25 protein-coding genes and 1 pseudogene are annotated in these 25,436 nt (G+C 73.2%); 10 read left to right on the top strand and 16 right to left on the bottom strand.

Translation table 11 applies throughout. The annotated features are described in order from the left end of the window. Positions 1-87 precede the first annotated feature (87 nt). From OG447_RS16755 to OG447_RS16715, 9 genes are all read right to left on the bottom strand, one after another. Positions 88-1,146, bottom strand: coding sequence for an aminotransferase class V-fold PLP-dependent enzyme (locus tag OG447_RS16755; protein WP_266937395.1), 1,059 nt, complete (start codon positions 1,144-1,146; stop codon positions 88-90). 106 nt (positions 1,147-1,252) lie between these two features. Beyond that, on the bottom strand, positions 1,253-1,960 hold the full coding sequence (locus OG447_RS16750; RefSeq protein WP_266937394.1) for a DsbA family oxidoreductase: 708 nt from the start codon (positions 1,958-1,960) through the stop codon (positions 1,253-1,255). Positions 1,961-2,135: 175 nt separating this feature from the next. Further along, complete coding sequence (locus OG447_RS16745; RefSeq protein ID WP_266937392.1) at positions 2,136-2,339, bottom strand: antitoxin; 204 nt, start codon at positions 2,337-2,339, stop codon at positions 2,136-2,138. A gap of 144 nt (positions 2,340-2,483) precedes the next feature. After that, the gene (locus tag OG447_RS16740) at positions 2,484-2,978 is read right to left on the bottom strand and encodes a GNAT family N-acetyltransferase (protein ID WP_266937391.1); all 495 of its coding nucleotides are present in this window, start codon (positions 2,976-2,978) and stop codon (positions 2,484-2,486) included. 63 nt (positions 2,979-3,041) lie between these two features. Continuing rightward, entirely contained in the window at positions 3,042-4,490 is a 1,449-nt protein-coding gene (locus tag OG447_RS16735) for a penicillin-binding protein 2 (protein ID WP_266937390.1), read from the bottom strand. Between the two features lie 62 nt (positions 4,491-4,552). Then, positions 4,553-5,233 (bottom strand): response regulator transcription factor, encoded by a 681-nt coding sequence (locus tag OG447_RS16730; RefSeq protein WP_266937389.1) that lies wholly within the window; start codon positions 5,231-5,233, stop codon positions 4,553-4,555. Further along, positions 5,230-6,552, bottom strand: a complete 1,323-nt coding sequence (locus tag OG447_RS16725) for a sensor histidine kinase (RefSeq protein WP_266937388.1) — start codon at positions 6,550-6,552, stop codon at positions 5,230-5,232. Before OG447_RS16725 ends, OG447_RS16730 begins: the two co-directional genes overlap by 4 nt. Further along, positions 6,552-7,604, bottom strand: coding sequence for a hypothetical protein (locus OG447_RS16720; protein ID WP_266937387.1), 1,053 nt, complete (start codon positions 7,602-7,604; stop codon positions 6,552-6,554). Before OG447_RS16720 ends, OG447_RS16725 begins: the two co-directional genes overlap by 1 nt. Before the next feature lie 100 nt (positions 7,605-7,704). Then, positions 7,705-8,487 (bottom strand): IclR family transcriptional regulator, encoded by a 783-nt coding sequence (locus tag OG447_RS16715; protein ID WP_266937386.1) that lies wholly within the window; start codon positions 8,485-8,487, stop codon positions 7,705-7,707. A 126-nt stretch (positions 8,488-8,613) separates the two neighbouring features. On the opposite strand from OG447_RS16715, the gene OG447_RS16710 reads away from it, so the two are divergent. The 4 genes from OG447_RS16710 to OG447_RS16695 all read left to right on the top strand — a co-directional run bounded on the left by OG447_RS16710 (position 8,614) and on the right by OG447_RS16695 (position 12,101). Continuing rightward, entirely contained in the window at positions 8,614-10,137 is a 1,524-nt protein-coding gene (locus OG447_RS16710) for an aldehyde dehydrogenase (NADP(+)) (protein ID WP_266937385.1), read from the top strand. 148 nt (positions 10,138-10,285) lie between these two features. After that, a complete protein-coding gene (locus OG447_RS16705; RefSeq protein WP_266937384.1) occupies positions 10,286-10,507 on the top strand; it encodes a hypothetical protein in 222 nt (73 codons plus the stop codon). Between the two features lie 53 nt (positions 10,508-10,560). Continuing rightward, entirely contained in the window at positions 10,561-11,823 is a 1,263-nt protein-coding gene (locus OG447_RS16700; protein ID WP_266937383.1) for a TerD family protein, read from the top strand. A gap of 101 nt (positions 11,824-11,924) precedes the next feature. Continuing rightward, on the top strand, positions 11,925-12,101 hold the full coding sequence (locus OG447_RS16695; protein ID WP_266937382.1) for a hypothetical protein: 177 nt from the start codon (positions 11,925-11,927) through the stop codon (positions 12,099-12,101). A 146-nt stretch (positions 12,102-12,247) separates the two neighbouring features. On the opposite strand, the gene OG447_RS16690 is transcribed toward OG447_RS16695, so the two are convergent. Both OG447_RS16690 and OG447_RS16685 read right to left on the bottom strand, forming a co-directional pair. Then, the gene (locus tag OG447_RS16690; protein ID WP_266937381.1) at positions 12,248-13,687 is read right to left on the bottom strand and encodes an alkaline phosphatase PhoX; all 1,440 of its coding nucleotides are present in this window, start codon (positions 13,685-13,687) and stop codon (positions 12,248-12,250) included. A 312-nt stretch (positions 13,688-13,999) separates the two neighbouring features. Then, complete coding sequence (locus OG447_RS16685) at positions 14,000-15,526, bottom strand: hypothetical protein (RefSeq protein ID WP_266937380.1); 1,527 nt, start codon at positions 15,524-15,526, stop codon at positions 14,000-14,002. Positions 15,527-15,909: 383 nt separating this feature from the next. Between OG447_RS16685 and OG447_RS16680 the strand changes: the two genes are divergently transcribed. The 4 genes from OG447_RS16680 (at position 15,910) to OG447_RS16665 (ending at position 18,959) form a co-directional block, all read left to right on the top strand. Next, the gene (locus tag OG447_RS16680; protein ID WP_266937379.1) at positions 15,910-17,751 is read left to right on the top strand and encodes an endonuclease/exonuclease/phosphatase family protein; all 1,842 of its coding nucleotides are present in this window, start codon (positions 15,910-15,912) and stop codon (positions 17,749-17,751) included. A gap of 61 nt (positions 17,752-17,812) precedes the next feature. Then, positions 17,813-18,268 carry a GNAT family N-acetyltransferase gene (locus OG447_RS16675; protein WP_266937377.1) on the top strand — a complete coding sequence of 152 codons (456 nt, stop codon included), beginning with the start codon at positions 17,813-17,815 and terminating at the stop codon, positions 18,266-18,268. 146 nt (positions 18,269-18,414) lie between these two features. Continuing rightward, on the top strand, positions 18,415-18,669 hold the full coding sequence (locus OG447_RS16670; protein WP_266937376.1) for a hypothetical protein: 255 nt from the start codon (positions 18,415-18,417) through the stop codon (positions 18,667-18,669). Between the two features lie 113 nt (positions 18,670-18,782). Then, positions 18,783-18,959 (top strand): hypothetical protein, encoded by a 177-nt coding sequence (locus OG447_RS16665; protein WP_266937374.1) that lies wholly within the window; start codon positions 18,783-18,785, stop codon positions 18,957-18,959. A gap of 249 nt (positions 18,960-19,208) precedes the next feature. On the opposite strand, the gene dapD is transcribed toward OG447_RS16665, so the two are convergent. After that, positions 19,209-20,189, bottom strand: a complete 981-nt coding sequence (gene dapD / locus OG447_RS16660; protein WP_266937373.1) for a 2,3,4,5-tetrahydropyridine-2,6-dicarboxylate N-succinyltransferase — start codon at positions 20,187-20,189, stop codon at positions 19,209-19,211. A 9-nt stretch (positions 20,190-20,198) separates the two neighbouring features. Next, positions 20,199-21,428 carry an MFS transporter gene (locus tag OG447_RS16655; protein WP_266938908.1) on the bottom strand — a complete coding sequence of 410 codons (1,230 nt, stop codon included), beginning with the start codon at positions 21,426-21,428 and terminating at the stop codon, positions 20,199-20,201. Positions 21,429-21,521: 93 nt separating this feature from the next. Between OG447_RS16655 and OG447_RS16650 the strand changes: the two genes are divergently transcribed. Next, on the top strand, positions 21,522-22,397 hold the full coding sequence (locus tag OG447_RS16650; RefSeq protein WP_266937372.1) for a winged helix-turn-helix transcriptional regulator: 876 nt from the start codon (positions 21,522-21,524) through the stop codon (positions 22,395-22,397). Positions 22,398-22,539: 142 nt separating this feature from the next. Here the strand turns inward: OG447_RS16650 and OG447_RS16645 are convergent, their stop codons facing one another. Together OG447_RS16645 and OG447_RS16640 are read right to left on the bottom strand one after the other, a co-directional pair. Beyond that, a complete protein-coding gene (locus OG447_RS16645; RefSeq protein WP_266937370.1) occupies positions 22,540-23,094 on the bottom strand; it encodes a TetR/AcrR family transcriptional regulator in 555 nt (184 codons plus the stop codon). Beyond that, complete coding sequence (locus OG447_RS16640; protein ID WP_266937368.1) at positions 23,094-23,414, bottom strand: multidrug efflux SMR transporter; 321 nt, start codon at positions 23,412-23,414, stop codon at positions 23,094-23,096. Before OG447_RS16640 ends, OG447_RS16645 begins: the two co-directional genes overlap by 1 nt. Before the next feature lie 144 nt (positions 23,415-23,558). On the opposite strand from OG447_RS16640, the gene OG447_RS16635 reads away from it, so the two are divergent. Beyond that, the gene (locus tag OG447_RS16635; protein WP_266937366.1) at positions 23,559-24,419 is read left to right on the top strand and encodes a hypothetical protein; all 861 of its coding nucleotides are present in this window, start codon (positions 23,559-23,561) and stop codon (positions 24,417-24,419) included. On the opposite strand, the pseudogene OG447_RS16630 reads toward OG447_RS16635, so the two are convergent. Then, positions 24,406-25,365, bottom strand: a pseudogene (locus tag OG447_RS16630) (hypothetical protein); the annotation flags it as partial. The gene OG447_RS16635 and the pseudogene OG447_RS16630 overlap by 14 nt on opposite strands. Between the last annotated feature and the right edge of the window lie 71 nt (positions 25,366-25,436).

The raw sequence follows: 25,436 nt of genomic DNA, 5'->3' as shown, positions 1-25,436 counted from the left end.
GTCGGGGGCGGCGTAGCGGGGCGGGCGAGCCGGACCGCCCCTGCCCGGCGGCCCGTCAGGCCCTCAGCCCTTCCGCGCTTCAGCCCTTCAGCCCGACAGGGCGTCCAGGAGGCGGTCGACGTCCGCCTCGGTGGTGTAGAGGTGGAACGAGGCCCGCAGGGCGCCCGCGCGGGCGGCGGTGGCGATCCCGGCGGCCAGCAGGGCGGGCTGCCGGTCGGCGAGCCCCGGGACCGCGACGATGGGCGCGTCGCCCGGCACGGGCTCGTGGCCCAGGCGGGCGAGTCCGGCCCGGTAGCGGGCGGCGAGGGCGGTGTCGTGCGCGTGCACGGCCTCGATGCCGATCCGCTCCAGCAGGGCCAGGGAGGGTTCGGCCGCGTGGTAGGCGAGGAAGGCCGGGGACTCGTCGAACCGCCTTGCCCCGTGGGCCAGTTGCGGCATCGGGCCGTAGGTGGCGTCCCACATCGACTCGGCCGCCACCCAGCCGGCGTGCAGCGGGGTGAGGGTGTCCTGGGCCTCCTCGGAGACGGTCAGGTAGGAGACCCCGCGGGTGGCGAGCAGCCACTTGTACCCGGCGGTGACCGTGTACTCGTAGGGCGAGGCGTCGAAGGGCAGCCAGCCCGCCGCCTGCGTCGCGTCCACCAGCATCCGGGCCCCGTGCGCGGTCGTCGCGGCGCGCACCGCGGCGAGGTCCGCCGTACGTCCGTCCGCGGACTGTACGACGCTCAGCGCGACCAGGGCGGTGCCCGGGCCGACGTTCTCGGCGATGGCCTCCAGCGGCGCGAAGCGGACCTTGAGGTCGCCCCGGACCACAAAGGGGTTGATGACCGAGGCGAACTCCCCTTCGGGGCACAGGACTTCGGCGCCCGGGGGGAGGGACGCCGCGACGAGGCCAACATGGGTGGACACGGCCGAGCCGACGGCGACCCGCTGCTCGTCCACCCCGACCAGCCGGGCGAAGGCGGCCCGGACCCGGTTCACCCGGTCGAAGTCGCCGAATCCGGCGGGGAGTCCGGCCCCGGCCGCCTCGGCCAGTTCCCGTACGGCCGCGACGGCGGAACGCGGGAGGATCCCGCACGTGGCGGTGTTGAGGTAGGTGGTGGAATGTGCGAACTCGGCACGGGCCGCTTCGGGGAGCGAAAGATCCATGCCGTCCACTCTGCGCCAGGATCGACCCAAAGTCCATTGCCTAGTTTTCCGTGATCCACCCAAGGCATCCTTATGGGTGGGTCGCAGGCCCCACTCCCGGAGCGGGTCAGGAACGCGGGACCGCGCACGCCCCGTCGGGCTCGCAGGCCTCGGCCCCGGCCGCCGGCTCCGCGACCTCGCGCCCGGCCCACGCCTGCTCCAGGGCCCGGGTGAACACCTCGGCGGGCTGGCCGCCGGAGATCCCGTAGCGGCGGTCGAGGACGAAGAACGGCACGGCGTTGGCGCCCAGCTCGGCCGCCTCCCGCTCGTCGGCCCGGACCTCGGCGGCGTACGCGGACCCGTCGGCGAGCACGGCGCGGGCCTCGGCCTCGTCGAGCCCGGCCTCCACGGCGAGGGCGACCAGCACCTCGGGGTCGAAGACGGACCGCTCCTCGCCGAAGTTGGCCCGGTAGGCCAGGTCGAGCAGCTCCTCCTGGCGGCCGCGCGCGGCGGCCAGGTGCAGCAGGCGGTGGATGTCGAAGGTGTTCCCGTGGTCACGCCCGTCGGTGCGGTAGACCAGCCCCTCGGCGCGGGCGCTGCCCGCGACGTGCTCCTCCATGCCGCGCGCCTCCTCCAGGGTGCGGCCGTACTTCTTGGCGAGCATCTCCACCACGGGCACCGGGGAGGTCCTGGGGCCGTTCGGGTCGAGCTCGAAGGACCGGAAGACGACCTCCACCTCGTCGCGGTGCGCGAACTCGGCCAGTCCCTTGGTGAAACGGGCCTTGCCGATGTAGCACCACGGGCAGGCGATGTCGCTCCAGATCTCGACGCGCATGATCCTTCTTCTCTCCGGGTCCGGGGGAACCAATACAGTTCCCCCTTCAACCACCCGGCGGAGCGTCTCATTCCCCGGACGGGCAACACGAGGGGACCGCGCCACCACGTAGCCGCGCGCGGTCCCCGTGTTCGTACCCGTTCACCCACTCGGACACGCAGGTCCGGAAGTTGTGTCAGCTCTGCGGCGGCCGGCTCTCCCCGGGGGTGGGGGGCTCGTTGCCGATCTGCTCGTTGAGCTTCTGCTGTGCCGTGTCGACCTGGCTTTGGTACTTGTTACCGGTCTTCGCGTCGAAGGCGTCTCCGGCCTTCTCGACTCCTTGGCTGGCTTGGTCAGGGTGTCCCTTGATCAGACCTTTGAGCTTGTCGAGCATGGACATGGGAGGTCCTCTCTACGGAGTGCCGGTCGCTTCCAGCTTCTCCGCGAAGGCCGGTGTCCGCACCCCGAGCGCATGTGTCAGCAACTGCTCGGCGGCCGTGGCGGTGGCCGTGGCGGTGGCGGTGGCGAGGAAGGCCGGAGCCTCTCATTGCCCGGACGGCTCCGGGACCGTGAGCCAGAGGACGCGGTGGGAGCCGGTGCCGGGTGCGGCGGGGTCCGGGCGCCAGCCGTGGGCCGCGTAGAAGGCCTGGGCGCGGAGGTTCTTCTCGTAGACCTCGAGGCGGACCCGGCGTATCCCGGCGCGGCGCCAGGCGTCCAGGCAGGCCGCGTGCAGGGCGGCCCCGGTGCCACGGCGCCAGTGGTCCGGGTCCACGTGGAGCTGGGTGAGCGTGGTCTGGCCGTCCTCCGTGCGGAAGGCGGCGACCCCGGTGAGGGCGCCGTCCCGCTCGGCGCAGAGCACCCCGCCGCCGTCGGCGGTGGTGCGGGCGACGGCGCGGGACCAGCCCTCGCGGGTCCGCCGGATCTCGGCGTCACCCGCGTAGGCCTGCTCGGGGATGTGGCCCTGGTAGTAGGTGGCACGGGCCCGGGTGTGCAGTGCGGCGATGGCGTCGAGGTCGGCGGCGTGCGCAGCTCTGATCATGGAAAGGGAAACGCGCCGGGAGCCTCGGCGGTTCCCGGCGCGTCGGCTGTGCCGCCCGCGTGGCTACTTCTTCAGCCACGCCGCCATCATCTTCTGGGCGATCGGGGCCGCCAGCTTGCCGCCGCCGATCTCGGAGCGGTCGGTGTCCGAGTTCTCGATCACCACGGCCACGGCGATCTGCTTGCCGTTCACCTTCCCGTACGAGGTGAACCAGGCCAGCGGCGCGAGGCTGTTGTTGACACCGCGCTGGGCGGTGCCGGTCTTGCCGCCCACCTCGGCGCCCGCCACCTGGGCCGGCTTGCCGCCGCCCTCGGTGGCGACCGTCCTCATGGCGTCCTGGAGCATCGAGGCGGTCTTCTCGCTCATGACCTGCTGGGACTTGGGGTTCTTGAAGCTCTCCAGCACATTGCCGTTGGCGTCGGTGACCTCGGAGACCATGTGCGGGGCGACGAGCTTGCCGCCGTTCTCGATCGCGGCCGTCACCATCGCCATCTGGAGCGGGGTGGCCTGCACGTCGAACTGGCCGATGCCCGTCTGCGCGACCTGGTCGATCGACATCTTCTTCGACGGGTACTTGCTCGGCGGGTTGGTGCGGACCGGGGTGTCGATCTGCGTGTTGAACCCGAGCTTCTCGGCCATCGCGCGCATCTTGTCCTGGCCGAGCTTGTACGCGAGCTCCGCGAAGACGTTGTTGCAGGACAGCTTGAGGGCCGTGCGCGCTGAAACGTTGTTGCAGGCCTCGTCCCCGGCCTCGCTGGGCAGCTTGGTGGTGGTGCCGGGAATCGTGTAGGGGGCCGGGATTCCGGTCTGCTGGTCGACGCTGGTGACGAGGCCGTTCTCGATCGCGGCGGCGAGGGTGACCAGCTTGAAGGTGGAGCCGGGCGCCTGCGGCTTGCGCAGCGCCACGTTCTCCATGGCCTTGCCCTTGTCGGCCGAGAGTTCCTGCCAGGCCTTGTCGTCATTGGCCCCGGCGATGCGCCCCGGGTCGAAGGAGGGGTTGTTCACCACGGCGAGGATCTGGCCCGTCGCGGGGTCGATGGCCACGGCGGCGCCCTGCTTGCCCTGGAGCGCGTCGTAACCGGCCTTCTGCACGTCGCGGTCGATGGTGGTCAGTACGTCACCCGGATCGGCCCGCTTGTTCGTGAGCATGTCCATCACGGTCTTCAGCCGGCTGTCCGAGCCGTTGAGGACGTTCTTGTAGACGCCCTCCAGCATGCTCGTGCCGAAGGCCTGGGAGCTGTAGCCGGTGATCGGCGCGTACAGCGGACCGTCGGTGTACGTCCGCTTGTACCCGAAGTCCTTGCCGCCCGTCTTCGTCGAACCGGTGACCGCCTCCCCGCCCACGATGATGTTGCCCAGCGGGTTCTCGTACTGCCCGATGAGATTCCGCCGGTTGTGCTTGTCGTCTGCGAGGGCCTGGCCTTGGTATGCCTGCACCCAGGTGACACGGACCAGCAGGGCCAGCACCAGAAGCAGACAGAAGACCGACGCACGCCTGATCGTCTTGTTCATCCCCCGGAAAGACGCTTCAGCGGCCCCAGCCGTTCCGCTCTGCCCCGTTTGTGGCGGGGTTCTCAGCTTTTCTTCATGAAGCCCCCCTCGTACGCGGCGATGACGGCCTGGGTGCGGTCCCGGGAGCCGGTCTTGGCGAGCACGGAGGCGACGTGCGTCTTGACCGTCTGCGCTCCCACTCCCAGGCTCCCGCTCATCTCCTGGTTGGACAGTCCGGCGGCCATCAGGCGCAGCACCTCGGCCTCGCGGTCCGTGAGCCGGGCCACCCAGGGCGCGGCGGCGGGCCGGGCGGCTTCCGCGCGGGCCGAGGCCAGGGAGCGGACGGCGGCCGGGAAGAGCAGCGAGTCCCCGCGGGCGACGAGCCGGACCGCGCCGGTCAGCTCGTCGGGTTCGGCCCGCTTGAGGAGGAAACCCGAGGCTCCCGCCCGCAGCGCGTCGTAGACGTAGTCGTCGTTCTCGAAGGTGGTGACGACCACGATGCGGGGCGGCTCGGCCATGGTGGCGAGGATCTGCTCGGTGGCCCGGATGCCGTCGATCTCGGGCATCCGGACGTCCATCAGCACCACGTCGGGGGCCAGTGAGCGGACCAGCGGCACGGCCTCGGCCCCGGTCGCCGCCTCGCCCACGACCTCCAGGTCGGGCTCGGCGTCGAGGATGACGCGCAGGGCGGTGCGGACCATCCGCTCGTCGTCGCAGAGCACGATGCGCAGCGGCGGCCGGGGCGCCGCTCCCGCCGGGGTCACCGCTTGCCCCCGGCGAGCGGGAGGACGGCCCGCAGCCGCCAGCGGCCCTCGTACGGGCCCGCCTCGACGCGGCCGCCGAGCAGCGCGGCCCGTTCCGCCGCGCCGCGCAGCCCGCGGCCCCCGGTGGTGCGGGCCTCCCGGGCTTCGGGTGCGGCCGGTGGGTTGGTCATGCTGATCTCCAGTTCACGCTGTTCAGGGTGTTCGCGCCGGTCAGTGGGTACGGGGTGGCCGCTGCCCTCTCCGCCCCGTACGGATATCCGCAGTTCCACGGGGCCCGAGCCGTGCCGCAGGGCGTTGCTGAGGCCCTCCTGGACGATCCGGTACGCCTCGCGGGAGACGATCTCCGGGAGCTGCGCCCAGTTCCCGGCGGGCCCGGGGTCCTGGTGGGCGGTGACGGTGGTGCCCGCCGCCCGGGTACGTGCCAGCAGCCCGTCGAGGTCGGCGGCCAGCGTCGGCGCGAACGCGGCGTCCGGCCGGGCCGGGTCCCCGTCCCGCAGCAGGCCCAGCACGGCGTCCAGCTCGCCCACCGTCCGCCGGGTGGTGTCCTCGATCGCGGCCAGTGCCTCCCGGACGAACTCGGGGTCGCGCTCCAGCACCCGCCGGGCGGCGACCGCCTGGAGGGTGACGGCGCTCAGCGCGTGCCCGACCGCGTCGTGCAGCTCCCGGGCCAGCCGGTTGCGCACGGCCAGGTCGGCGGCCCGCTCCTCGGCCGCCGCCAACCGGTCCGCCGCAGTCGGGCCCAGCAGTACGGGGGCCAGCCGGGCCAGCAGCGCCGCGGCCCCGGCGGCGCAGAGCGCCAGCCCCGCCAGCAGGCCGATCCCGAGCAGCGGTGCCACGTACGGCTGGGCGCCGGTGGAGAACCAGCCGAGCCCCAGCCGGGCCTCCTGCAGCCCGCTCACGAACGGGAGCGCGATCAACACGACCCCCATGGGCGGCACCGCGAGCGTGAGCCCGCTGACCAGGGCGCCGACCCCGAGGTGCAGGGTCCACCAGGCGGAGGTCCGGCCCCGGGCGGCCCAGGACCTCGCCGGCCCCTCGGCCAACCGGTCCCCCGGCACCCCGCACATGGCCCGGACGGCCGTCACCGACAGCGGCCGTACCAGTCCGAAGACGGCGGTGGCCGCGGCGAGCGGCAGGGCGGCCGCGTAGGCGGCGAGGGCCAGCGGGAAGGAGTTGAGGGCGTTGACCCCGCCGGCCACCATTCCGACCCCCACCTGGGTGAGGAGGAAGTACGGCATCAGCAGGGCCCCGCCGAGTATCAGGTGGACCCAGCGCAGCCTGGCCCGCGCCCCCAGCAACCCGCCCAGGCCCGCACGCATCACCCCTCGCGACGGGATATGAGGAACCGGGTGAGGACTGCGACGGCGAGCGATCCGGTGATCATCTGGCCAGCGTAGGTCAACAGGGCCGCAGCCGGGGGCCCTTCGCCACCGTCCAGCTGCGGTCCCCCCGACACGGCGAGCATCCAGGTCCCCCAGCTCAGGGCCGCCCCCGCACCGATCCAGGCGAGGCCGAGCGGCCACCGCGCGCGGAGCGCCCCGCCGCGGGCCAGGATCAGCGCCCCCGCTCCGGCGGCGAGCGCGCACATCGCGTGGATCCCGGAAACCATGGCCGTGTCCGCCGAGTGGGCTGCCGCCCGCTCGGCTCCCAGACCGGCCGTCCCCCCGAGGGCCCAGTAGACGTACACCGCCGCCACCGCCAGGCCGGCCGCTGCCGCGGCTGCCGCCACCACCCCCGTGGACGACGGCAGCCGGGGCCCCAGCACGCCCTGCCACCGCCGGCCCCAGCGCTCCCGCGCATAGGGCACGAACAGCCCGGCCAGGGCGAGTCCTTGGATGCCGAATCCGGTGTAGACGACGTTGAACACCCAGGGGTCCAGGAAGGGCTCGCGGAGCGCCTTCGCGGCGGGGTCCTCCCCGAAGCCGAGCAGGCGTACGAGGAGTTGGCCCGGGAACCCGGTGACGATCGGGGCCAGCAGCCCGGTCGCCACGAACACCGGGACGGTCAGCAGCCAGGCAGGCACCCGCAGCCCCCAGGGTCTGGTGAGGACCAGCACGAGCAGGATCACGCAGGCGTCCATCACCACCGTGACGGCGTTCGCCGCGATGAGGAACGGTTCCGGGTCGAGCAGCACGCTGCCGTCCGGTATGCCGATCCGGCTCCCCGCCAGCCAGGCGGTCTTGAGGGTGAGGTAGGGGACCGTGGCCGCCAGCGCCGCCACCGCCAGGGCCCGCCGCCACGCCCCCTGCCCGGGGACGGACCGCACCGGCCGCGGCGCGTAGTCCGAGTGCCCCGAGTGCCCCGAGTGCTCCGAGTGCTCCGAGTGCTCCGAGTGCAGTGTGCGCATCGTGTGAACGGCTCGTTTGGTCATGACCCAACGGTCCCGTGCGCGCGGCCCCACCACGTCCCCCGTGATGGGGAACCGTCTCCCCCGCGCGGGGGAGACTGCCTCATCCGAGGCCGTCCGCGCCTCACATGCGGCGCGTCACCACCGACAGCCGGTCCCGCGCCTCGAACAGCGCCGCCTTGATCACCTGCTCGTGCCCCGGCGTCAGCCGGGCCACCGGCACCGAGCAGCTCACCGCGTCCCGCGCCGGCGTCCGGTACGGCACGGCCACCCCGAAGCAGCGCAGCCCCAGCGTGTTCTCCTCCCGGTCCACCGCGTACCCCTGCTCCCGCACCAGCGCCAGCTCCTCGATCAGCTGCTCCCGGTCCGTGACGGTGCGCTCGGTGACCGCCTCCAGCCGCCGCGGCAGCAGTCTGCGCACCTCTTCGTCCGTGTGCGTGGCCAGCAGCGCCTTGCCGAGGGCCGTCGAGTGCACGGGCAGCCGCCGCCCGACGCGGGTGAAGGGCCGCAGGTAGTGCTGGGACTGCCGGGTGGCGAGGTAGACCACGCTGGTCCCGTCCATCCTGGCCAGGTGGATGGTCTCGGTCGTGTCGTCGGAGAGCCGGTCCAGGGTGGGCCGGGCCGCGGCGACCACCTCGTCGCCGTCGATGTACGAGCTCCCGACCAGCAGGGCCCGTACGCCGATCCCGTACCGCGTCCCCGTGGCGTCCGTCTCCACCCACCCCAGGTTCACCAGGGTGCGCAGCAGCATGTACAGGCTGGACTTGGGCAGGGAGAGATCGTTCTGGATGTCGGCCAGGCTGTGCAGTCCCGGATGCGCCGCGAAGTGCTCCAGCAACAGGACCGTGCGCACCGCCGATTTGACCGGCGCCGCCGTGATCGGGCCCGCCGGCTCGGTCGTCGTCATACCCCTGCTCTCCTCTGCTCGCCCCTTGTCACGCGCAGGGCGCGGAAATAGAGTCCGCAGCAGATGTGATCATTCATCCACCGGAACGGCGTTCAGAATACTGAACGATCCAGGAGGCAGCGGGCCATGACAGCGACACCAGTCTGGAGTGTGGACCCCCGCACCGGGAAGCAGCGCGAGCAGGTTGCGGCGGAGGCCACACCCCGGGAGGTGGACGAGGCCGTACGCGCGGCCCACGCGGCCCGGGCCGCGCTGGCCGACGCCCCCGCCCGCGCCGCCTTCCTGCGCGCGGCCGCCGCACTGCTCGACGAGGCCGCCGCCCACGTCATCGAGGCCGCCGACGCAGAGACCGCGCTCGGTCCGGGCCGGCTCACCGGCGAACTGGCCCGCACCACCGGCCAGCTGCGCGCCTTCGCCGACGCCGTGGACGAGGGGGCCTACCTCGACATCCGCATCGACCGCGCCGATGCCTCCCTCAGCCCGCCGCGCCCCGAACTGCGCCGCTACAAGGTGCCGCTGGGCGTGGTCGCGGTCTACGCCGCCTCGAACTTCCCGCTCGCCTTCTCCGTCCCCGGCGGCGACACCGCCAGCGCGCTGGCCGCCGGCTGCCCGGTGGTCGTCAAGGCGCACCCCGACCACCCGGCCACCTCCGAGCTGTGCGCCTCGCTGCTGCGCCGGGCGGCCGTCGCGACCGGGCTCCCGGCCGACGTGGTCGGCGTGGTCCACGGGTTCGACGCCGGCCTGGAGCTGATCCGCCACCCGCTGGTGGCCGCCGCCGGGTTCACCGGGTCGGTCCGGGGCGGGCGGGCCCTGTTCGACGCGGCGGCCGCCCGGCCCGTCCCCATCCCCTTCCACGGGGAACTGGGCTCGCTCAACCCCGTCGTGGTCACCCCGGCCGCGGCCGCCGAACGCGCCGAGGAGATCGGCGGCGGGCTCGCGGGCGCGGTCACCCTCGGCGTCGGCCAGTTCTGCGTCAAGCCGGGCCTGGTCCTCGTCCCCGAGGGAGCGGACGGTGACCGGCTCACCGGCGCCCTCACCAAGGCGCTCGGGGAGACCGAGCCGGGGGTGCTCCTGGACCACCGGATGCGGGAGAACTTCATCTCCGGAGTGGGCGGGCGGGCCGCCCTGCCCGGCGTCGCCGCGCCCGTCACCCCGGGCTCCGGCGGGGAGCACACCGTGGGCGCCGGCTACCTGACCGTGGCGGCCCGCGTCCTCCTGGAGGGCGGGGCGTACGGGCTGCTCCTGGAGGAGTGCTTCGGTCCCGTCACCGTCGTCGTGCGGTACGCGGACCAGGGCGAGGCCGCGGCCGTCCTCGGGCTCCTGCCCGGGAACCTGAGCGCCACCCTCCAGCTGTCCGCCGCCGAGACCGGGGGCGCGCCGGGCCCCGCCGCCGAGCTGATCGGCCAGGTCACGGGGCTGGCCGGCCGGATCGTGGTCAACGGCTGGCCGACCGGGGTCGCCGTGGCCCCGGCTCAGCACCACGGCGGGCCGTACCCGGCGGCCACCTCCCACTCCACCTCGGTCGGCGGCACGGCGATCGAGCGCTGGCTGCGGCCGGTGGCCTACCAGTCGGTGCCGGACGCCCTCCTTCCGGCGGAGCTGCGCGAGGCCAACCCACTGGGGCTGCCGCGCCGGGTCACCGGGGGCTGAGCACGACGGCCCGTCGGGGGCCCGGGCCGCCCGCCTGGGCCCCGGCCCGCCCGGTCGCCGGACACCCGGTCGCCGGACACCCCCTTGAACGCGTTGCCCGCCCTAAATGCGTTGCCTGCCCCGCTCGCGGCGGGGCAGGCTGCGGCCCATGCCGAAGCCCCACGGATTCTCGTACGAGACGCGCGCCGACCGTTCCGTCGTCATCACCCACCGGGGTCGCGCCGCGGGCACCCTGCGCGGGGGCCGGGCCGACAGGTTCCTGGCCGAGGTGGAGTCCGGCGACGCGCAGCTCGTGATGGCCCGCTGGACCGGCGCGTACAAGTTCGGCAATGAGCGCACGGCGAAGGACCACCCGCGCAACCGGCGCTGAAATCTCCCGCGAAGGTAAGGGAACGGCAAAGCACCTCCGGTCGTTCTCCCGGCATGACCGCTATGACCCCTGGTTCCAATCTGCCGCTCAATGCCGTCCGCGTGACGGTGGACGTGGCCGCCCCGGTACGACTCGACGTATCGGGGCTCCTCCTTGCGGCAGACGGCAAGGTGCGCTCCGATGCCGACTTCATCTTCTACAACCAGCCGTCCGGGCCCGGTGTCAGCTACCGGTCCGGCGGTGGCTCCGCGCCGGACTCGATCACCGTGGACACCGGCGCGGTACCGCCCGGCATCGAGCGGATCGTGGTCACCGCCAGCCCTGACGCCGCAGGGCAGACCTTCCAGGGCGTAGAGCCCACCGCCACCGTGCGGAACGCGGACGGTGGCTCGGTGATCGCCACGTTCACCCCTCCGCAGCTGGGCGGCGAGACCGCGCTCGTCGTGGTCGAGGTGTACCAGCGCGGCGGCGTGTGGAAGGTCCGCGCGGTCGGCCAGGGGTACGCGAACGGCCTCGCGGGCATCGCCACCGACTTCGGGGTCTCGGTGGACGAGGAGCCGGCCCCGGCGGCCGCCGCGCCCGCACCCGTCGCCCCGCCCATGCCCCCGGCGCCGCCCGCCCCGCCCGCCTCCCGGCCGCCCTCCCCCTGGCTCGGCGGAGCCACGACGCCCACCCCGGCCGCGCCGGTCCCGGCGGCCCCCGCTCCCGCCGCGGCCGCGGCCGCGCCCCTCGGCGCGGGGAAGATCAACCTCGACAAGGGCCGGGTCAGCCTCCAGAAGAACCAGACCGTCTCCCTGGTCAAGGGCGGCCGTCCGCTGCTCTCGCAGGTCAAGATGGGCCTGGGCTGGGAGCCCGCGTTCCGCGGCAAGGACATCGACCTCGACGCCTCCGTCATCGCGTACGGCCCGCAGCGCAACCACCTCGACAGCTGCTACTTCGGCAAGCTGTCCATCCTGAACGGCTCGATCAAGCACTCCGGCGACAACCTCACGGGCGAGGGCGCCGGGGACGACGAGGTGATCGTCGTGGACCTCGGCCGGCTGCCCGCCGAGGCCACCGGCCTGGTCTTCACGGTCAACTCCTTCTCCGGCCAGAAGTTCAGCGAGGTGGCCAAGGCGTACTGCCGCCTGATCGACGCGGCGAGCGGCGAGGAGCTGGTGCGCTTCGACCTCACGGGCGCCGAACCGCAGACCGGCGTGATGATGGCGAAGCTGATCAAGCAGTTCACCGGTGAGTGGGAGATGACGGCCATCGGCGAGTTTGTGAAGTCCCGCACAGTGCGCGGCATGGTCAAGCCCGCCTCGCAGGCACTCTGAGCAGGTGGGCGGGCACGTGGCGCCGCCAGGTGCCGGACCGGGTGATGGATGCCACCCGTGATCCGGCAGTGGCTGTCAGTGCCCGCCCGTAGCCTTGAAACATGCATCAGACACTCCGGCCCGCGGGTCCTGCCCGCCCGTCCGCCGCAGAGGCGAACGAGGCGATCCGGCACCTCGTCGAAACCCGGGTGGACGACGAGTGGCCCTCCGAGGCCTACGAATTCCTGCTCGAGGAGTGGACCGCGGCCAGTCGCCCGGACGTTCCCGCGGCTCAGTGACGCCTGTGGCCACTGAGCCGGCGGATTCGTAGACCTGCGAGCCCCCTAGACCTTCGGACCCGCAGAACCGCGGACCGGCGGACCCCGGCTCGCGGACCCCCGGCTCGCGGACCCGCGGAATCAGGGGGCCGGCAGGTCCCGCGGGATCAGCGGCCGCGCCGCCACGGACCGGTGATCGCCAGCATGATCCCCGGGTCCTGGATGTTGGCGTACAGCGTCCGCCCGTCCGGGGAGAAGCAGACCCCGGTGAATTCGGAGTACTCCGGCTCCTCGGCCGACCCGATGTTCAGCTCGTTGCGCGCCAGCGGGTAGGTGCGGCCGGACTCGGTCGCGCCGAACAGGTGCTGGAGGCCCGAGCCGTCCTCGGCGATGACGAGGCCGCCGTAGGGCGACACGGTGATGTTGTCGGGACCGTCGTAGCCGCCGTCGGCCGACGGGTCGGCGTTCACTCCGATGAGGACGGTGAGCCGGATCGTGCGCCGCTTGGGGTCGTAGAACCACACCTGGCCGTCGTGCGCCGCGCCCGGGCTCTCCTCACGGGCGTAGGAGGAGACGAAGTACGCGCCGCCGTCGGCCCACCACATGCCCTCCAGCTTGCGCCCCCGGGTCACCGCGTTGTCCCCGAACTGCTTGCGCACCGGCACGGTCCGCGCGTCGCGGTCCGTCACGTCCACCCAGTCGACCCCGTACACGGTGCCGGTCCTGGTCGCGCGCGAGAAGTCGTCGACGAACCGGCCCGAGCTGTCGAAGCACTTCGCGGCCTGCAGCGTGCCCGCGTCCGCCGCGAGGGTACGCAGGCGGCCGCGGCCGTGGCGGAAGCCGTGCGGCGGGGTCCAGCGGTAGAGCAGCCCGTTGGGGCCGGAGGCGTCCTCGGTCAGGTAGGCGTGGCCCTGGCGCGGGTCGATGACGACGGCCTCGTGGTCGTAGCGCCCGAAGGCCTTGACCGGGCGCGGGTCGCGGTTGGCGCGGCGGTCGTGCGGGTCGACCTCGAAGACGTAGCCGTGGTCCTTGGTCATCCCGTTCTTGCCCGCGAGGTCCGAGTTCTCCTCGCAGGTCAGCCAGGTGCCCCAGGCCGTGGAGCCGCCCGCGCAGTTGGTCGACGTACCGGCGATGCCCACCCATTCGGCGACCTCTCCGCCGCGCCGGACCTCGACGACCGTGCAGCCGCCTGCCGCGGCCGGGTCGTAGACCAGGCCCTCGGTGAGCGGGACGGGGCGGTCCCAGTCGGCCCGCTTGCCCTTGAGCTCGTGGTTGTTGACGAGGAGGGTGACCCCGCGGTGGCCCTCGAAGGCGGCCGTGCCGTCGTGGTTGGACGGGGTGGTCTCGCCCGACTCCAGCTTCGTCACACCGCTGTGGGTGATCACGCGGTAGGCGAAGCCCGCGGGGAGCGCGAGCAGTCCGGCCGGATCGGGGACGAGGGGGCCGTAGCCGGGCTCGCAGGGCCGGCCGTTCTCGTCGCGTCCCGTGCTGTCCTCGGCCGCCAGCGCCCCCGGAGCGGTGGCGAGGGCTCCGACCGTCCCGGTGAGCGCGACGCCCGCGCCGGCGAGGACGGTACGGGAGGTGAAGTCTCTACGGCTGAGCGGCATCGGGTCTCCAGGGGTGGGGAGTGGTGCGCCTGTCGTGCGGTCGTCGGCGGACACGTTCCCGCCCGCACGTGAACGGCGGCTGAACTACCCACGAAGAGAGGCGGACCCCTTGCCGGTGGCCGGAATGGCCAAGTCCGCCCTGGGAACGGCGCGTTGTCGACGCCCGCTGTCAGCCCCGGGGCACGCTCGGGGACGCCCACCGGACCGGGCTCAGGATCGCGCTCCGGATCAGTTCCCGGCTCACGTCCGGGCTCACGTCCCGGATCCGGTCCCGGGTCCGGTCCCGGGTCCGGTCCCGGCTCACATCCCGGCTCAGGAGTAGCTCCCCGGCCAGGGCTGCCGCGACCGCGCCTTGAACGCGGCCTTGCGGGCCTCCTTCGCCGACTTCTTGTCCGGGTGCAGCCTGCCCATCGACTCCAGGACGTACGCCGTCGCCGGGTGCTCCACCCGCCACACCTCGTCGAAGAAACCCGCGTGGTGGGCCGTCAGACTCTCCATCAGGAGCGGGAGCTCCTCCGTCTCCCCGTCCGCCGCGAGCTGCGCCGCGATCGTGTCGACCGTCAGCCAGAACACCATCGCCGGGTCCGGGGCCGGTACGTCGGTCACCCCGCGCTCGGCCAGCCAGACGCGCGCCAGGCCCCCGAGTTCCGCGTCGTCCAGCACCGCGCGGACCGCGGGCTCGGCCTCCGGCCCGGCCGGCGCGAGGGCCTGCTGGCAGCGCAGCCGGCGCAGCGGGGCGGCCTCGTCGTCGCCGCGGGCCGCCGCCAGCAGTTCGGCGGCCGCCACGGGCAGTTCGCGGCCCGCCAGCCACTGCTCGATCTCGGCCTGGGCGGCGCCCTCGGGGTAGGAGGCGACCGCGTCGAGCAGGGCGTCCGCGCCCTTGCCTGCGAGTTCGCCGACGGCGGGGGCCTCGACGCCCGCCTCCAGCATCCGGGCGCGGATCCCGTACAGGCCGAGGGGGGTCAGGCGGACCATCCCGTAGCGGGAGACGTCCTCGTCCTCGTCCGCGCTCCTGTCCGGGCCCTTGCCCGCGCCCCTGCCCTTGCCCTTGCCTTGGCGCGGCTCATCGGCCTCCGCCATCAGCTCCTCGTCGACGGGACGGAACTCGACCAGCCCGATCGGCTCCAGCTGCCGGAACTGGTCGTCCAGGCGCATCATCGCGTCCGAGACCTGCTCCAGCACGGCGTCGGTCGGCTCGCCCATGCCCTCGGGCACGACCATCGACGCGGCGAGCACGGGCAGCGGAACGGGCGCTTCCGCCGCCCGGCCCTCGGCGACGGTGAGCAGGTAGAGGTTGGCGAGGACCCCGTCGAGGAAGTCCGCCTCGCGGCGCGGGTTCCAGTCCAGCTGGTCGAAGTCGATCTCCCCGCCCTCGTCGAGAGCGTCGACGAGGTCCTCGAGATCGGGTACCGCCGCGTCCGCGAGCACGGTGTCCACCGCGGCCAGCCACAGGTCGAGCACGTCGCCGGGCGCACCGCTCGTCACCAGGGCCAGGTCCTCGCCGGGCGCGGCGGTGCCGAACTGCGCCTCGGCGTCCGCCCCGCTGTCCTCCTCCGGCTCGGTCACGTCGACGAGGCCGCTGTCCACGGCCACCCGCCAGGCCTGGCTCGCGTACGCCGTGGCGTCCGCGTCGGCGGCGTCGAGGCCGAGCACCCGGACCGCTTCGGGCAGCTGTGCGGCGACGAGTTCGCCGCCGGTGTCGACGCGGGTGTCGGGTCCGGCCCAGCGGGCGAGCCGCACGGCCCGGGCGAACAGCGGGGCGACGAGGGCGTCGCGGGCCAGTTCCGCATCGGAGTGCAGCCGTACCGGCGGCAGCGAGGGGTGCGGCTCTGCGGACATGGGGCGGTTCTCCTCGCGGACGCGGTGGGGCTTGTGAGGCGGTGGGGCTGTGCAGCAGTGGGGTTGTGGAGCGGTACGGCGGTGGGGCTGTGGAGCGGTGGTGACGGTCTTGCGGCGCCCCAGCGTAGACGCATTTCGGGCGCTCCCGCCGGGCCATCCCCTTTGGTTCATCCCACAGTCAGCATTCGTATCCCCTGGAGGCCTTGACAACTTTGCTGGCCACACAGGAAATTGACGCGCGTAGACATATGGCGACCCCCGAGGTTTCCGCAGATCACCCCCATCGCACGTGCCACATGCACCACTTGTGCGCCTTGCACCACTTGCAGTAGCCGCACCATCCAGCTTCCCCATCCCTCATCCACACACCGGAGTTCCTGACCATGCGCTCCACGCATCCCCGTTCCGCCGCCGTCGCGGCCCTCGTCGCCACCGCCCTGGCCACCGGCCTGCTCGTGGGATCCGCCGACGCGGCCGAGGGCGGCGCGTCCGCCGATCCGGTACGCATCCACGACATCCAGGGCACCACCCGGATATCCCCGCTCAACGGCAAGCAGGTAGCCGACGTCGAGGGCATCGTGACGGGCGTGCGTACGTACGGCTCGCGCGGCTTCTGGATCCAGGACCCGGACGCCGACGACAACGAGGCCACCAGCGAGGGCGTGTTCGTCTTCACCAGCTCGGTCCCGACCGTCGCCGTGGGCGACGCGGTCAAGGTCTCCGGCACGGTCGGCGAGTACATCCCGGGCGGCGTCAACTCCGGCAACCAGTCGGTGACGCAGATCTCCAAGCCGACGGTCACCGTGGTCTCCTCGGGCAACGCGCTGCCGCAGGCCGCCGCCATCAACGAGTACACCGTGCCCGCCGAGTACGCCCCGGCCGGCGACCCGGCCGCCGGCGGCAGCGTCAACGGCCTGACCCTGGACCCCTCCCGCTTCGCCCTGGACTTCTACGAGTCCCTGGAGGGCATGAACGTCAAGATCGGCACCTCCCGCGTCGTCGGCGCGACCGACCCGTACTCCGAGCTGTGGGTCACGGTGAAGGGCTGGGAGAACGCCGCCAAGCGCGGCGGCACGGTCTACGGCTCCTACGAGTCCCAGAACACCGGCCGCCTCCAGATCCAGCAGCTCGCGCCCCTCGCGCAGCAGCCCTTCCCGGTGGCCAACGTCGGCGACAAGCTGACGGGCACCACCGAGGGCCCGCTGGACTTCAACCAGTTCGGCGGCTACACCCTGGTGGCCCGCACCCTGGGCACCGTCAAGGCGGGCACCCTCGCCCCCGAGAAGACCAAGCCGCAGGCCGAGCAGGAGCTCGCGGTGGCCACGTACAACGTCGAGAACCTCGACCCGACCGACCCGCAGGAGAAGTTCGACGCGCTGGGGAAGGCCGTCGTCGAGAACCTGGCCTCGCCCGACATCATCGCCCTGGAGGAGATCCAGGACGACAACGGCGCCAAGAACGACGGCACCGTCTCGGCCGAGCAGACGCTGACGAAGTTCACCGCGGCGATCACGGCCGCGGGCGGCCCGGCCTACCAGTGGCGGACCATCAACCCGGAGGACAAGAAGGACGGCGGCGAGCCCGGCGGCAACATCCGCCAGGTCTTCCTCTTCAACCCGGCGCGGGTCTCCTTCACCGAGCGCGCCCCGGGCGACGCGGTGACGGCGACCGGCGTGGTCAAGGAGCAGGGCAAGGCCGCCCTGACCCACTCCCCCGGCCGCATCGACCCCGCGAACCCGGCGTGGGCGGACAGCCGCAAGCCGCTGGCCGGCGAGTTCGTCTTCCGCGGCAAGACGGTCTTCGTGATCGCCAACCACTTCGGCTCCAAGGGCGGCGACGAGGGCCTGGCCGCGCACCACCAGCCGCCGGTGCGCAAGTCGGAGGAGAAGCGACTGCTCCAGGCGCAGGCCGTGAACGGCTTCGTGAAGGAGATCCTGGCGGCGGAGAAGAACGCGAACGTCCTCGTCCTCGGTGACATCAACGACTTCGAGTTCTCCGCGACCACGGAGGCGCTGGCGGACGGCGGGGCCCTGTACCCGGCGATCAAGTCGCTGCCGAAGTCGGAACGCTACTCGTACGTCTTCCAGGGCAACGCGCAGGTGCTGGACCAGATCCTGACCAGCCCGGCGATCAAGAAGTTCACGTACGACAGCGTGCACATCAACGCGGAGTTCGCGGCCCAGAACAGCGACCACGACCCGCAGGTGCTGCGCTTCCGCCCGTAGTTCCAAGGCCGCAGGGGGCCCGGCCGCCGTCCCGGCCGGGCCCCCTGCCACACTCCTGGCCATGATCTTCCGTACCGCCACGCGCGCGGACCTGCCGGCCGTGCTCGCCCTGCTGGCCGACGAGGACCGGGTCGTGGACCCGGCCTCGGTCGTCGTCGGAGAGGCGCACGAGCGGGCCTTCGCCGCCATCGGGGCGGACGCCCGCAACGAGATGCTGGTCCTGACGGACGACGCGGACGAGGTGGTCCTGGGCTGCCTCCAGCTGACGTACATACCGGGCCTGGGGCAGGGCGGCCAGGAGCGGGCGCTGGTGGAGGCGGTACGGATCCGCGCGGACCGGCGGGGCGGCGGGCTGGGCGCGGAGCTGATGGAGCTGGCCGTCGAACGGGCCCGGAAGCGCGGCTGCGGCCTGGTCCAGCTCACCAGCAACAAGCGGCGCACGGCCGCACACCGCTTCTACGAACGCCTGGGCTTCGCGCGCAGCCACGAGGGCTTCAAGCTCCTCCTGGAGCCGTGACCCGCGGTCCCCTCGGGCCAAGGTCGGGACTTTCGGCCCTGGCGTGAGGCTCGCCACATCCCTGCCGAATCGGCCGGTTGTGGTGTTGAGTGTCTGCACGCCCGATCTTGCCCCGGCTTGTACCGTCCGCAACCCCGGAGGACCGGATGTTCCCCTCCATCTCCCTCGCCCAGGAAATCGGCCTCGCCGTCCTACTCGTGGCCGCTCTCGTCTGGTTCGTCGGCCTCGGCCACAAGCTGTGGGACAGCCGCTTCCACCACCCGGAGCCAGCCGCCGTCGAGGGGCTGCCGGTGATCCCGGGCCAGCGCGGAGCCGCCGCCCACCCGATGGAGACGGTGGAGCTGACCGAGGCGGAGCAGCAGGCCTTCGCCGAAGTGATCCGCACCCTCCCCCTGCGCTGACCCGCGCGCGGGCCGTGCCCCCGGCACCACCTCGCCGCGCCTCCCGCGCCCGCCCCGCCCTCCTCCAGGGTGGACCGGGGCCCCGCCCGAGGGCCCGTCGAGGGGGCACGACCATGACACAGCCGAAGTGCGGGGCACCGCTCGAGCCCAGCGGCCACTGCCGCAACCCCGCGATGGTGGGCCACTCCCGCTGCTACCAGCACCGGGGCAAGTGGACCGCTTACGGCATGGCCAGGGAACAGAAGAAGGCCGCCCAGGCCAGGCTCCGCGCCCTGCGCAAGAAGTCCTAGACGGTACGGCCGGCACGGCCGGCTTGGCCAGCCGATGTACGCCCTCCTGCCCCGGACGCGGCGGGAGGGCGGCCGATCGCCCTCCCGCCCGAGCCGCTCCACCGACCATTCACCGTGGACGTCTTTTCCGAATGCGATGTCCGGGACCATTTCCGTCGCGAACGGGAGCAGGCGTCATCAGCACGGTGAGCGCCCTCCCGCCCCGTTCGTCCGGGGCGGGAGGGCGCTGTGGCAGCCGGACCGCGGGGGTCAGTTGTGGCTGTGGAGGACCTCGTTCAGGCCGCCCCAGACCGCATTGTTCGGGCGGGCCTCGACGGCGCCGGTGACCGAGTTGCGGCGGAAGAGGATGTTGCCGGCGCCGGAGAGCTCCAGGGCCTTGACGATCTGGCCGTCCGGCAGGGTGACGCGGGTGCCCGCGGTCACGTACAGGCCGGCCTCGACGATGCACTCGTCGCCCAGCGCGATGCCGACGCCCGCCTCGGCGCCGATCAGGCAGCGCTCGCCGATCGAGATGATCTGCTTGCCGCCGCCCGACAGGGTGCCCATGGTGGAGGCGCCGCCGCCGATGTCGGAGCCGTCGCCGACCACGACGCCCGCGGAGATGCGGCCCTCGACCATGGAGGTGCCGAGGGTGCCGGCGTTGAAGTTGACGAAGCCCTCGTGCATGACGGTGGTGCCCTCGGCGAGGTGCGCGCCGAGGCGGACGCGGTCCGCGTCGGCGATGCGCACGCCCTTGGGGGCGACGTAGTCCGTCATCCGCGGGAACTTGTCGATCGAGGTGACCTGGAGGTGCAGGCCCTCGGCGCGCGCGTTCAGGCGGACGGTCTCGACCTGGTCGACCGCGACCGGGCCCAGCGAGGTCCACGCCACGTTGGCCAGCAGGCCGAAGACCCCGTCGAGGTTCTGGCCGTGCGGCTTGACCAGGCGGTGGCTGAGCAGGTGCAGGCGCAGGTACGCATCGTGCGCGTCCAGCGGCTTGTCCTCGAGGGAGGAGATCACCGTGCGGACGGCTACGACCTCGACGCCGCGCACCGCGTCCGAGCGGATCGCCTTCTGCGCGGCGGCGCCCAGCAGCTCCACGGCCTGGTCGGCGGTGAGGCGCTCGGTGCCGGCCGGGCCGGGCTCGGCGACGAGCTGGGGGGCGGGGAACCAGGTGTCGAGGACGGTGCCGTCGGCGGTGATGGTGGCAAGTCCGGCGGCGACGGCGCCGGTGGTACGCGTAGCAGTCATATCTGAAACCTAACCGGCGACGGCCTTCGGTTGCGAACCGGTCTCATGTGACGGTCGCGCGGGTCGCCGCACTCCCCGCGCACCCGCGACCAGCACGATCCCTCCGGCAGCCGCGCCGAGTGCCGCGCACAGTGGCCAGAGCAGTTCCGGCGCGTTGTCGTACAGGGCTCCGCCGAGGGGCGCGGCGAGGACGAAGCCGCTGATGGAGACACCCGCGTACAGGCTCTGGAAGCGGCCGATGGCGTGCTCGGGCGACTCGTCCGCGACGTACGCCATGGCGGTGGTCTTGTAGAGGATCTCGCCAAGGGTGAGCAGCAGCATCATCGCGACGGCTGTTGCGGTACCGACCCCGAGCATCAGCATCGCGTAGCCGCTGCCCACCAGAACCAGTCCGCTGCCGATGACGTGCAGCGGGGAGCGCCGGCGCAGGGCGAGGGCGGCGGGGATCTCCAGGAGCAGGATGACGCCGCAGTTGACCGCGATGAGCCATCCGTACGCGCGGGTGTCCAGACCGTGGTCGGCGAGGTAGACGGGGAAGGTCGTGAGGTGCTGCCGGTAGACGATGTCGATGACGACGATCGCCCCGAGCAGGACCAGTACCGCCGGCCGCGCACGCAACTCCCGCCACAGCCCTCCGCGGCCCAGACCCCCGTCCGGGGCCGCGGAAGGGCCGGTGGCGGCCCTGGCCGGGACGACCCGGGCGGTCCAGAGGGCGAAGAAGAGGGTGCCGATGCCGTCCGCGACGAAGAGCCAGTCGTACGAGAGTCCGGTCGCGATGAGGGCCCCGAGCGGTCCGCCCACCGCGAAGCCGCCGTTGGACAGGCAGCGGGTGACGGCGAAGGCCTGGCGGCGGGAACCTTCCGGCACGGTGACGGCGACCAGCGCGGAGTTGGCAGCGCGGATCACCCCGGAGGCGTACTGGGCAAGCGGCAGGAGGAGGGCCAGCAGGATGGTGGGGACCGCCGGCAGGGCGACGAGGGCGGATCCGCCGAGGGCCGAGGCAGTGAGCAGCACCCGGCGGTGGCCGAAGCGGTCGCCGTACCAGCCGCCGGTGAAGTTGCCGGCGACCAGGCCGATGCCGCCGATGCCGACGATCAGGCCCGCCTGGGTGGTGCCGAGGCCGCGCGGGCCGGTCAGGTAGAGGAAGACGAAGACGACGGTGAAACTGGCGACGGTGTTGACGAAGATCCCCGCAGCCAGCAGCCACACGACCCTCGGTACGTCCTTGAACCCCTGCAGCACACCCGTGCCCCCCACATCCGGTAGTCAGTTCCCTTTGGGAACGGACTATGTCAGCATGGCAGCCTGGGGTCAACGGACGAAGGAGTTCCCATGGCCCAGCGCACCCACCTCGGCGACGCCGACTGCTCCATCGCGCAGGCCCTCGACGTCGTGGGCGACTGGTGGACGCTGCTGATCGTGCGCGACGCCGCGCGCGGCCTGCACCGTTTCGACGAGCTCCAGCGCGAGTTGGGCATGTCCCGGAAGGTGCTGGCCGAACGGCTGAAGCTGCTGGTGGAAGCCGGGGTCCTGACGCGCGAGCCGTACCAGGAACGCCCGGTGCGGCACGAGTACCGGCTGACCCCGCGCGGGCGGGCGCTGCTGCCGGTCCTGGTGGCCCTCCAGGACTGGGGGGACACCTGGGTCCTGGGAGACGGAGAGATGACGGCGACGACCGAAGAGGCCTCGCGGGAGGCGGAACGGGGCCACGCACTGCGCGGCACCCGGCTGCCGGAGCTGCTGCTGCCGGACCGTTTCGGCGAGCTCCGCGACCCGGTGGCGGACACGCCCTTCACCGTCCTGTACTGCTTCCCGGGCGCGTACGCCCGCGCCGAGTCCTACCCTCCGGACTGGGCCGGGATCCCGGGCGCCAGGGGCTGCACGCTGGAGTCGTGCACGTACCGCGACCAGCTCGCGCAGTTCACGGCGGCGGGGGCCGCGGTGCACGGGGTCTCGACCCAGCGGCCGGACGAGCAGCGGGAGTTCGCGGAGCAGGAACGGCTGCGCTTCCCCCTCCTGTCGGACGCGGACCTGTCCCTGACGGCGGCGCTGCGGCTGCCCACCTTCCGGGCGGCGGGGGTGAGCCGGATCAAGCGCCTGACCCTGGTACTGGACCGCGACCGCACGGTCCGCGAGGTGATCTACCCGATCGGGGACATCGAGGCGAGCGTGGCCACGGCCCTGACTGCCGTCCGCGGCGCCGCCTGACGGACCGGCCAGGCTGGAAGACCCTGGGGCTCCGCCCCAGACCCCGCGCCTCAAACGCCGGCGGGGCTGGAACACCCCCTAGTGCTGTGACCGGAAAGGTCCACCGGGTCGCGCCGCCCGGCAAACCTTTCCGGCCACAGCACTAGGTCCGGCGGAGCACCCGGCCCAGGACCTCGCGGGCGTACGGCTCGTCGTACGTGGCGTCCGTCAGCAGGACCTGCAGGCTGATGCCGTCCATGACCGCCACCAGCGCCCGCGCCGTCACCGGGTCGGTCCGCGGGGTCAGCGCCTCGGAGACGGCCTCGCACCACTGGGCCGCCACCGGCCGCAGCGCGGGGCGGCGCAGAGCGGCGAGGTAGAGCTCGTACTCCAGCTCCACCCGGCTCCGGTCCCCGGCGAGGAACTCGCCCAGTAGCCGGGCCAGCGCCCCCGCCAGGTCCGCCTCCGGATCGGCCAGGGCCGGCGAGGCGGCCACGGCCTGCGCGAAAGCCTGGTTGGCCTGGTGCAGCGCCGCGACGAGCAGATCGTCGAGGGTCTTGAAGTGGTAGGTGGTCGACCCGAGCGGTACGTCGGCCTCCGCGGCCGCGCTGCGGTGGCTCAGCCCCGCGATGCCCTTGGCGCCCACGACCCGGATCGCCGCGTCGATGATCCGCTGCCGCCGCTCGGGGTCGTACCGGCGGCGCGCGCCGGGGGCCATCAGTGGGCCCCGCCCAGGTTCAGCAGGACCACCCCGCCTATCACCAGCGCTATCCCGGCGAGCTTCGCGGCCGTGGCCGCCTCACCCAGGAAGACCATGCCGATGCCGGCGACGGCGGCCGTGCCGACGCCGGCCCAGATCGCGTACGCCGTGCCGACCGACATCGACTTCAGCGTCTGCGCGAGCAGGGTGAAGGCGATGACGTAGCCCAGCAGAGTGCCCAGCGAGGGCCACAGCTTCGTGAAGCCGTCGCTGTACTTCATGGCGGTGGTCCCGGCGACCTCGGCGACGATGGCCGCGGCGAGCAGTACGTATGGCATGTGTACAAGAGTACACATCGTTGCGTACACCTGTACACATCGGCTGCATGCGGATCTGGGCTCACCCGTCCAGGCCCGCACGCCCCGGGACTCCTGCGCCCTTCGGAGCTACCGTGTCCGCCTCGACGGACAGGGGGCCCGCGGATGGCGCAGCAATGGACCCACCACGGCGGCGGGCCGGGCGTGGTGCCCCTGCGCCCGCTGGGGCGCGGGGAGATCCTCGGGGGCGCCCTCACCGCCCTCGGCCGCCACGGCGGGCGGCTGCTCGGCGCCCTGCTCCTCGGCCAGATCGGCGGGCTGCTGGTGGCCGGCGGGCTGCTCGGCGGGCTGCTGGTGGCCGGCGGGCTGCTCGGCGGGCTGCTGGTGGCCGGCGTGCTCGCGGGCCCCGCCGCCCTCGCGGCCGGCGACAGGCCCTTCGGCCACGCCCTCGTCCCGGCCGCGGCCCTGTTCCTGCTGTTCGGCCGGGCGCTGGCCACCGCACTGGCCGCGGCCCTGCTCCGGCCTGCCGTCCTCGGCGGGCCCGTGACCGCGCCCGGCCTGCTGCGGGCCGCCGCGCCCCGCGTCCCGGCGGTGCTCGGGGCCCAGCTGGCCGCTCTGCTCGCCGTCGCCGGTCCGGGCGCGGCCGCCCTCGCCGCGGGCCTGCCGCCGCTGACGCTGCTCGTCCTCGCCCCGGTCTCGCTGTGGCTCGGGGTGCTCTTCGCCCTGGCCCCCACGGCCGCCGGGTACGAGGGGATCGGCCCGGTGGCGGCCCTGGGCCGCTCGGCCCGTCTGGTGCGCGGGGCCTGGTGGCGGACCCTGGGCCGCACGGCTCCCGCCTGGGCGCTCGCGCTGGGGGCCGCGTACGCCGCCCAGGTGTGGTTCGGCCCGCCCGGCGCGCTGCTCGGGGCGGCCCTGCTGCTGACCTTCCCCCGGCTGGCGGCGGGCCTGCTCTACCTGGACCTGCGGCTGCGCCGCGAGCACCTCACCGAGGTCCTCGCGGCGCGGCCGGGCGTCAGCGGAGGGTGAACCAGGCCGCGCGGACCTTCTTCCACTCCGGGTGGTCGAGGTCCTTGGCCTCCTTGCCGTCGCCGTACAGGTCGGCGGCTCCGCTGTCGGTGATCAGCTGGACGCGGGCCCCGGGAACCCGCAGGTCGGGCACGTCCACCACGGCCTCCCAGCCGCCGGGGTCGGTGGTGGGCAGGTCCACCCGCTTCTTCGGGGCGTGGCCGGGGACCCCGTCCCACTGGTAGAGGGCGTACGGGTCGGAGTTGTCGTCGGCGGCGAAGGAGCCGGCCAGGATCAGGTACTGGCCGGCCGCGTTCTTGCGGATGTCGCGGACGGCGAGCCCGCCCAGGTCCATCTCGATCGGCTCGCCGAACACCGCCCCGGCGCCCTGCGCGAGGACCCGGTCGATGTTGACGACCGGTACGACCAGGGCCTTCCCACCGGGCACCGTCGGCGCAAGGGGGGCACGGAAGCCCAGGTAGGCGGTGCTCGTGGAGCCGGGCGCGAACTCCAGGCCCTCCACGTTGAACCCGTCGATCTGCTTCGGCGTCTGCCCGGCCGCGGTCCCGGCCGCGAAGCCGTAGCGGTTGCCGTGCTCCGCGTCCCAGGCGACCAGGTCCTCGCGCAGGCCCTTGTAGGCACTGCCGAAGACGACCTCGGTGGCCGCCCCGGAGCCGGTGATCCGCGTGGTGAAGACGGTGTTCCGCTCGGCCTTGTACTTGCCGTCCTTGTTGTTGCCCAGCGAGCCCGTCCAGTAGACGGTGTCCCCGACCCGGGCGGCGGCCTCGATGTCGGCCTCCTTCTTCCAGCCCAGCGCGGGGCCCAGGTCCCAGGTCCTGACGGGAGCACCCGAGCGGGAACGGTCGTACAGGCGCAGCACGTTGGACTCGTCGTCGGCGACCAGCACGTGCCCGCCGCCCACGTCCACCGCGGCGGAGGCGTCCGAGGAGCCGGTCAGGTAGCGGGTGGCCGGTGCGCCGCCGACCCGACAGGGAGGGCCCCCGGCACGACCGTGCCGGGGGCCCTCACACGCAGACG

Source organism: Streptomyces sp. NBC_01408 (assembly GCF_026340255.1).
GTDB lineage: Bacteria > Actinomycetota > Actinomycetes > Streptomycetales > Streptomycetaceae > Streptomyces.
Note: the sequence above shows the minus strand (reverse complement) of the source record. Positions and strands in the feature narration are given on the sequence as shown.

Coding starts and splice junctions, on each gene's coding strand:
- OG447_RS16755 (WP_266937395.1), bottom strand. CDS start 1,146: ATGGATCTTTCGCTCCCCGAAGCGGCCCGTGCCGAGTTCGCACATTCC.
- OG447_RS16750 (WP_266937394.1), bottom strand. CDS start 1,960: ATGCGCGTCGAGATCTGGAGCGACATCGCCTGCCCGTGGTGCTACATC.
- OG447_RS16745 (WP_266937392.1), bottom strand. CDS start 2,339: ATGTCCATGCTCGACAAGCTCAAAGGTCTGATCAAGGGACACCCTGAC.
- OG447_RS16740 (WP_266937391.1), bottom strand. CDS start 2,978: ATGATCAGAGCTGCGCACGCCGCCGACCTCGACGCCATCGCCGCACTG.
- OG447_RS16735 (WP_266937390.1), bottom strand. CDS start 4,490: ATGAACAAGACGATCAGGCGTGCGTCGGTCTTCTGTCTGCTTCTGGTG.
- OG447_RS16725 (WP_266937388.1), bottom strand. CDS start 6,552: ATGCGTGCGGGCCTGGGCGGGTTGCTGGGGGCGCGGGCCAGGCTGCGC.
- OG447_RS16720 (WP_266937387.1), bottom strand. CDS start 7,604: ATGACCAAACGAGCCGTTCACACGATGCGCACACTGCACTCGGAGCAC.
- OG447_RS16715 (WP_266937386.1), bottom strand. CDS start 8,487: ATGACGACGACCGAGCCGGCGGGCCCGATCACGGCGGCGCCGGTCAAA.
- OG447_RS16710 (WP_266937385.1), top strand. CDS start 8,614: ATGACAGCGACACCAGTCTGGAGTGTGGACCCCCGCACCGGGAAGCAG.
- OG447_RS16705 (WP_266937384.1), top strand. CDS start 10,286: ATGCCGAAGCCCCACGGATTCTCGTACGAGACGCGCGCCGACCGTTCC.
- OG447_RS16700 (WP_266937383.1), top strand. CDS start 10,561: ATGACCGCTATGACCCCTGGTTCCAATCTGCCGCTCAATGCCGTCCGC.
- OG447_RS16695 (WP_266937382.1), top strand. CDS start 11,925: ATGCATCAGACACTCCGGCCCGCGGGTCCTGCCCGCCCGTCCGCCGCA.
- OG447_RS16690 (WP_266937381.1), bottom strand. CDS start 13,687: ATGCCGCTCAGCCGTAGAGACTTCACCTCCCGTACCGTCCTCGCCGGC.
- OG447_RS16685 (WP_266937380.1), bottom strand. CDS start 15,526: ATGTCCGCAGAGCCGCACCCCTCGCTGCCGCCGGTACGGCTGCACTCC.
- OG447_RS16680 (WP_266937379.1), top strand. CDS start 15,910: ATGCGCTCCACGCATCCCCGTTCCGCCGCCGTCGCGGCCCTCGTCGCC.
- OG447_RS16675 (WP_266937377.1), top strand. CDS start 17,813: ATGATCTTCCGTACCGCCACGCGCGCGGACCTGCCGGCCGTGCTCGCC.
- OG447_RS16670 (WP_266937376.1), top strand. CDS start 18,415: ATGTTCCCCTCCATCTCCCTCGCCCAGGAAATCGGCCTCGCCGTCCTA.
- OG447_RS16665 (WP_266937374.1), top strand. CDS start 18,783: ATGACACAGCCGAAGTGCGGGGCACCGCTCGAGCCCAGCGGCCACTGC.
- dapD (WP_266937373.1), bottom strand. CDS start 20,189: ATGACTGCTACGCGTACCACCGGCGCCGTCGCCGCCGGACTTGCCACC.
- OG447_RS16650 (WP_266937372.1), top strand. CDS start 21,522: ATGGCCCAGCGCACCCACCTCGGCGACGCCGACTGCTCCATCGCGCAG.
- OG447_RS16645 (WP_266937370.1), bottom strand. CDS start 23,094: ATGGCCCCCGGCGCGCGCCGCCGGTACGACCCCGAGCGGCGGCAGCGG.
- OG447_RS16640 (WP_266937368.1), bottom strand. CDS start 23,414: ATGCCATACGTACTGCTCGCCGCGGCCATCGTCGCCGAGGTCGCCGGG.
- OG447_RS16635 (WP_266937366.1), top strand. CDS start 23,559: ATGGCGCAGCAATGGACCCACCACGGCGGCGGGCCGGGCGTGGTGCCC.